This window comes from Agrococcus sp. HG114 (assembly GCF_024723325.1).
Classification (GTDB): Bacteria; Actinomycetota; Actinomycetes; order Actinomycetales; family Microbacteriaceae; genus Agrococcus.
Map to the genome: position 1 here is coordinate 1 of NZ_JANQCH010000145.1, position 5,369 is coordinate 5,369.

General features: G+C 75.5%; 7 protein-coding genes. 4 read left to right on the plus strand and 3 right to left on the minus strand.

Features of this window, described 5'->3' with window-relative positions; all coding sequences use genetic code 11:
- Positions 1-1,299, minus strand: a 1,299-nt coding sequence (locus NWP09_RS11400) for a PLP-dependent aspartate aminotransferase family protein (RefSeq protein ID WP_258275632.1), incomplete at its 3' end; no start/stop codon positions are given.
- A gap of 134 nt (positions 1,300-1,433) precedes the next feature.
- Between NWP09_RS11400 and NWP09_RS11405 the strand changes: the two genes are divergently transcribed.
- Complete coding sequence (locus tag NWP09_RS11405) at positions 1,434-1,916, plus strand: VOC family protein (RefSeq protein ID WP_309137116.1); 483 nt, start codon at positions 1,434-1,436, stop codon at positions 1,914-1,916.
- A gap of 57 nt (positions 1,917-1,973) precedes the next feature.
- Here the strand turns inward: NWP09_RS11405 and NWP09_RS11410 are convergent, their stop codons facing one another.
- Positions 1,974-2,099 carry a hypothetical protein gene (locus tag NWP09_RS11410; RefSeq protein WP_258275633.1) on the minus strand — a complete coding sequence of 42 codons (126 nt, stop codon included), beginning with the start codon at positions 2,097-2,099 and terminating at the stop codon, positions 1,974-1,976.
- 165 nt (positions 2,100-2,264) lie between these two features.
- Here NWP09_RS11410 and NWP09_RS11415 point away from each other — a divergent pair, with 165 nt between their 5' ends.
- The 3 genes from NWP09_RS11415 to NWP09_RS11425 are packed head-to-tail and all read left to right on the plus strand — an operon-like array spanning position 2,265 to position 4,986.
- Positions 2,265-3,443, plus strand: a complete 1,179-nt coding sequence (locus NWP09_RS11415) for an acetyl-CoA C-acyltransferase (RefSeq protein WP_258275634.1) — start codon at positions 2,265-2,267, stop codon at positions 3,441-3,443.
- A 40-nt stretch (positions 3,444-3,483) separates the two neighbouring features.
- Positions 3,484-4,485, plus strand: a complete 1,002-nt coding sequence (locus NWP09_RS11420; protein WP_258275635.1) for an LLM class flavin-dependent oxidoreductase — start codon at positions 3,484-3,486, stop codon at positions 4,483-4,485.
- Positions 4,486-4,536: 51 nt separating this feature from the next.
- Positions 4,537-4,986, plus strand: a complete 450-nt coding sequence (locus NWP09_RS11425) for a CHRD domain-containing protein (RefSeq protein ID WP_258275636.1) — start codon at positions 4,537-4,539, stop codon at positions 4,984-4,986.
- A gap of 9 nt (positions 4,987-4,995) precedes the next feature.
- Here NWP09_RS11425 and NWP09_RS11430 read toward each other — a convergent pair.
- Positions 4,996-5,369 (minus strand): glycerate kinase (locus NWP09_RS11430; protein WP_258275637.1); only part of this gene is annotated, 374 nt, incomplete at its 5' end.

Sequence of the window (5,369 nt, forward strand, 5' to 3'; positions counted from 1 at the left end):
GGCTGGCGTCCCGCACGAGCGCCGCTCGAGCGCTCGCGGCGCCGCCGAGCGAAGGGACCGCGCGTGGCCGAGCGCCCCCATCCGCCGCGCTGAGGCCTCCGGCAGCAGGGCCGCCGACCGGTCGAGCGCCCGCTCGAGGTCGTCGATGAGGTCGGCCGGGTCCTCGAGGCCGATCGAGAGCCGCAGCACCGAGGCGTGGGGCTTCGCCTCCGCGGCGACGGGCCGGTGCGTGAGCGAGGCCGGGTGCTGGATGAGCGAGTCGACGCTGCCGAGCGAGACGGCGTGCGTGAACAGCTCCACGTGCTCGGCCACCATCGCCGCCCGCTCGTACGAGCCGACGTCGATCGCGATCATCGAGCCCGGCCCCGCCATCTGGCGGCCCGCGCCCACGAGGCCGCCCGGGTCGCATCCGTCGAGCCCCGGGTAGTGCACCGCGCGGACGCCGTCCATCGCCCCGAGCGCCCGCGCGACGACCTCGGCGCCCGCCTGCTGCGCGCGCACGCGCAGCGGCAGCGTCTGCAGGCCCCGGTGCATGAGGTAGGCGCTCAGCGGATGCGCGATCGCGCCGGTGATCGCGCGGATCGGCCGCAGCGCCCGCGCCCACTCGGCATCGCACGCCACCACGCCGCCGACCACGTCGCCGTGCCCCCCGATGTACTTCGTCGCCGAGTGCAGCGACAGCGCCGCGCCGTGCGCGAGCGGCCGCTGCAGCACCGGCGTCGCGAACGTGTTGTCGACGAGCACGGGGGCGTCGCCCGCGGCGGCGGCGAGGGCCGACAGGTCGACGAGCTCGAGGGTCGGGTTCGCGGGCGTCTCGACCACGACGAGCCCGGTGTCGGGTCGCACCGCTCGCGCGACCGCGTCGACCGAGTCGACGAACGTCGCCTCGGTGCCGAGCAGGCCCGTCGCGAGCAGGTGGTCGGTGCCGCCGTACAGCGGCCGCAGCGCGACGACGTGGCTGCCCCGCCGCTGCCGCGCAGCCATGAGCACGGCCGTCACCGCGGCCATGCCCGAGGCGAACGCCACGGCGCGCTCGGCGCCCTCGAGCTCTGCGAGCGCCGACTCGAAGCGGGCGACGGTCGGGTTCCAGAGGCGCTGGTAGACCGCGGAGCCGTCGCCCGCGTCGCCGCCGGTCGCGAGGCGCTCGTAGGCATCGCCGCCCGAGAGCACATCCGCGAGCGGGCTCGTCGAGGAGAGGTCGAGGGGGGCTGCGTGCACGCCGAGCGACCGCAGATCGTCGCGGCCGGCATGCACCGCGAGCGAGTCGGGTCGGAGGCGAGCGTCATTGCTCGTCGTCATGCCTCCGATCATGCCCCATGTCGTGCGTGATGGGGAGCAGGGCGCGCTGCCAGGCGGACGCACCTGGCGCCGCCGCGCGGGCTGGGGCATCCTGGCTCCACGCGGCCGCCCGGGCCGCAGCGAAGGAGCCGAGCATGGCAACCCTGCTGAACCCCTACCTCGCCTTCGGCCGCGAGGCCCGCGAGGCGATGAACTTCTACCACGGCGTGTTCGGCGGGGACCTCGTCATCAGCACCTTCGGGGAGTTCGGCATGGCGCAGGACCCCGGCGACGCCGACCTCGTCATGCACTCGCAGCTCACGACCGCCGACGGGCACACCCTGATGGCGAGCGACACCCCGGCCTCGATGGAGCGGCCCGGCGGCCGCCAGCAGGTCTCGCTGTCGGGCGACGACGACGCGGCCCTCTCGCGCTACTGGGAGGGCCTCAGCGACGGCGCCCAGATCCTCGAGCCGCTCGTGCAGGCGCCGTGGGGCGACCGCTTCGGCATGCTCGTCGACCGCTGGGGCGTCCTGTGGATGGTGAACATCGCCGCGACCGGCGGGGCGGGTGCGACGTCGACGCTCGACGACGCGGTCGCGACCGAGGGCGGGCACCAGGCGGAGCCCACCGCCTGACGCCCGGAGCCGGGCCGGGCCGCGGCTCCGCCCGGCTCCGCGCGAGCGCGGAGCGCGTCAGGCGGGACCGCCCGACGCGGTGTCCTCCTCCGTCTCGGGGTTGTGCTGGTCGGGCTCCGGGCGCGCGCGCTCGACGTCGCGCTCGACCTCGTCGGGCTGCTGGCCCTGCTGCTGCTCCGTCATGCTGCCTCCTGTCGTCGGAGCACCAGTCCTACCCGCCGCACCTGGACGCCTCGTGCGCACCGCGGTGCGTGCCGGCGGAGGTGAACCGCTCGTCAGGTTCCGTGCCCGAGCGCCCGCAACGGGGGTACGCTTGGCGTGACACCGACCTGCGAAGGAGCAGTCACCATGCCCGAGACGATCATCGCCGGATACGCGCGCACGCCGTTCGCCAAGTTCCTCGGCCAGCTCGCGCAGACGAAGTCGACCGAGCTCGGCGCGCACGCCGCCCGGCACGCGCTCGAGCGCGCCGGGGTCGCTCCCGGGGAGGTCGACGCCGTCGTCGTCGGCCAGGTGCTGCAGGCCACCGTGGGCCAGAACCCGCCGCGCCAGACGGCCGTCGGCGCCGGCGTGCCGATGACGGTGCCCGCGCTCGGCATCAACGCGGTGTGCCTCTCGGGCGCCGAGGCGATCGTCACCGGCCACCGCATGATCCAGCTCGGCGAGGCCGACGTCGTGCTCGCCGTCGGCCAGGAGTCCATGTCGCTCGCCCCGCACGCCGCGCCCATGCGGGCCGGCGCGAAGTTCGGCGACACGAGCCTCATCGACACGATGCAGTTCGACGGCCTGACGGATGCGTTCGACCGGGTCGCGATGGGCGCCTCGACCGACGAGCACAACGACCGCTTCGAGATCACGCGCGAGCAGCAGGACGAGTTCGCGGCCGCCTCGCACGCGCGCCTCGCGCGCGCCCAGCAGGACGGCACGCTCGACGACGAGATCGTGCCGTTCGAGGCGACCGCCGGCCGCAGGACCGTCACGGTGTCGGTCGACGACGGGCTCCGCGCCGACACGACGGTCGAGTCGCTCGCGGCCCTCCGGCCCGCCTTCACGCCCGACGGCACGGTCACGGCCGGCAACGCATCCCAGATCACCGACGGCGCGGCCGCCGTCGTGCTCGTCTCCGACGAGTACGCGAAGCAGCAGGGCATCACGGGTCTCGCCCGGATCGTGTCGACCGGCTTCGTCGCCGGCCCCGACGTCTCGCTGCACTCGCAGCCCGCCGACGCCATCGAGCAGGCGCTCGAGCGAGCGGGCCGCACGGCCGACGAGCTGCAGGCCGTCGAGATCAACGAGGCGTTCGCCGCGGTCGGCGTCGCCTCCACGCGGCAACTCGGGGTCGACCCGGAGATCGTGAACGCCAACGGCGGCGCGATCGCGCTCGGCCACCCGATCGGCGCGTCGGGCACGCGCATCGTCGGGCACCTCGCGCGGCGGCTGCAGCAGCTCGGCACCGGCGCGATCGGCGCGGCGGGCATCTGCGGCGGCGGCGGCCAGGGCTCCGCGGTCGTCCTCGAGGCGATCTGACGCACCCCGTCGACGCACCCGCCCGGCGTAGGCTGGGCGGGTGCGTCTGTCTGTGCTCGACCTCGCCCCCATCCACCCGGGTGAGACCGCGGGGGAGAGCCTGCGGGGCTCGGTGCTCCTCGCGCAGGCCGCCGAGCGCCTCGGCTTCGCGCGCGTCTGGTACGCCGAGCACCACAACATGGCCACGATCGCCTCGAGCGCGACGAGCGTGCTCATCGCGCACGTCGCCGCGCACACCGCCCGGATCCGGCTCGGCGCCGGCGGGGTCATGCTGCCGAACCACTCGCCGCTCGTGATCGCCGAGCAGTTCGGCACGCTCGCCGAGCTGCACCCCGGCCGCATCGACCTCGGGCTCGGGCGCGCACCCGGCACCGACCAGCGCACCTGGACGGCGCTCCGCCGCGACATCCGCGCGTCCGAGCGGTTCCCCGAGGACGTCGTCGAGCTGCAGGGCTACCTGCGGGGCGAGCCGACGGTGCAGGGCATCCGCGCGGTGCCCGGGCACGGCACCCGCGTGCCGCTCACGATCCTCGGCTCGTCGCTGTTCGGGGCGCAGCTCGCGGCCGCGCTCGGGCTGCCGTACGCGTTCGCGTCGCACTTCGCGCCGGATGCGCTGCACCAGGCGGTCGCCGTCTACCGCGAGCGCTTCGAGCCCTCCGAGCAGCTCGCCGAGCCGTACGTGATCGCCGGCATCAACGCCGTGGTCGCACCGAGCCGCGCGGAGGCGCTCGACATGCAGCGCGCCGTCGCGAGGGCGCGCGTGCGGAGCCTGCTGCTGCGCGACAGCCCCATCGCGCAGCAGGTCGGCGACGACGAGCTCGACGCGCTCGCCGCGAGCCCGCAGGCGGTGCCCGTGCAGAAGATGCTGCAGCACACCGCGCTCGGCACCGGCGAGGAGGCCGTGGCGACGCTGCGCAGGTTCCAGGTCGAGGCGGATGCCGACGAGCTCATCATGGCGGTCCACGGCGCGACCGGCGAGCGCGTGCGGGCGCTCGAGCTCATCGAGGCGGCCGGCGGCCTGCGCGACGCAACTGCCCCCTAGCAGGAGCGCGCGCTCCGGAGGACGATGAGGCCATTCCGAGAGGAGGGCATCATGCCCGTTGCAGGACGCGCCGTCGCGGCGCTCGCGGCAGCCGCAGGCCTCGCCCTGGGCCTGGCGGCTCCGGCCACCGCCGCCCCCGGGGGCGGCCGCCCCTTCACCGTGGAGCTCACGGGCGAGGCGGAGGTGAACGCCCAGGGCGTGCCGAACCAGGGCGACCTCGACGGCACGGGCACCGCGCACGTGACGGTCAACCCCGGCACGGGGCTCGTCTGCTGGACGATCGAGGTGGACGGCATCGAGCCGGTGCTCGCAGCGCACATCCACGTCGCGCCGTCGACCGAGCCCGGCCCCGTCGTCGTGCCGCTCAGCCCGTACTCGGGCGGCTGCACGACCGTCGACCGGGAGCTCGCGCGCGAGATCGTCAGGTCGCCCGAGGACTACTACGTCAACGTGCACACGGCGACGTACCCGGCCGGCGCGCTGCGCGGCCAGCTCGGGTAGCGGGGCCGCTCAGGCCGCGGGCGCCCGGAGCGCGAGCCGGGCGACGGATGCTGCGGCCGATTCGAGCAGTCGTGCGGCGTCGCGCTGCAGCTCGGCGAGGCTCGCCGCTCCCGCCGCGATCGAGAGCGCCGGCACGCGCATCGCGGCCGCGGCCGCCGGATCCACCGAGCCCGCGAGCACGCACACGGGCACGTCGTGCCGCTCGGCCGCGCCCCGCACGACCGACACGACCTTCCCGAGCGCCGACTGCCCGTCGAAGCGGCCCTCGCCCGTGATGACGAGCGCGGCGCCCTCGAGCGCGGCGCCGAGGCCCGCGAGCTCGGCGAACCACGCGCCGCCGGCGACGATCTCGCCGCGGGTGAGCACGCGCAGCACGCTCGCGA

Bases quoted from the DNA above. Each gene is read 5' to 3' on its own strand.
- NWP09_RS11405 (WP_309137116.1), top strand. From the start codon at position 1,434: ATGGCAACCCTGCTGAACCCCTACCTCGCCTTCGGCCGCGAGGCCCGC.
- NWP09_RS11410 (WP_258275633.1), bottom strand. From the start codon at position 2,099: ATGACGGAGCAGCAGCAGGGCCAGCAGCCCGACGAGGTCGAGCGCGAC.
- NWP09_RS11415 (WP_258275634.1), top strand. From the start codon at position 2,265: ATGCCCGAGACGATCATCGCCGGATACGCGCGCACGCCGTTCGCCAAG.
- NWP09_RS11425 (WP_258275636.1), top strand. From the start codon at position 4,537: ATGCCCGTTGCAGGACGCGCCGTCGCGGCGCTCGCGGCAGCCGCAGGC.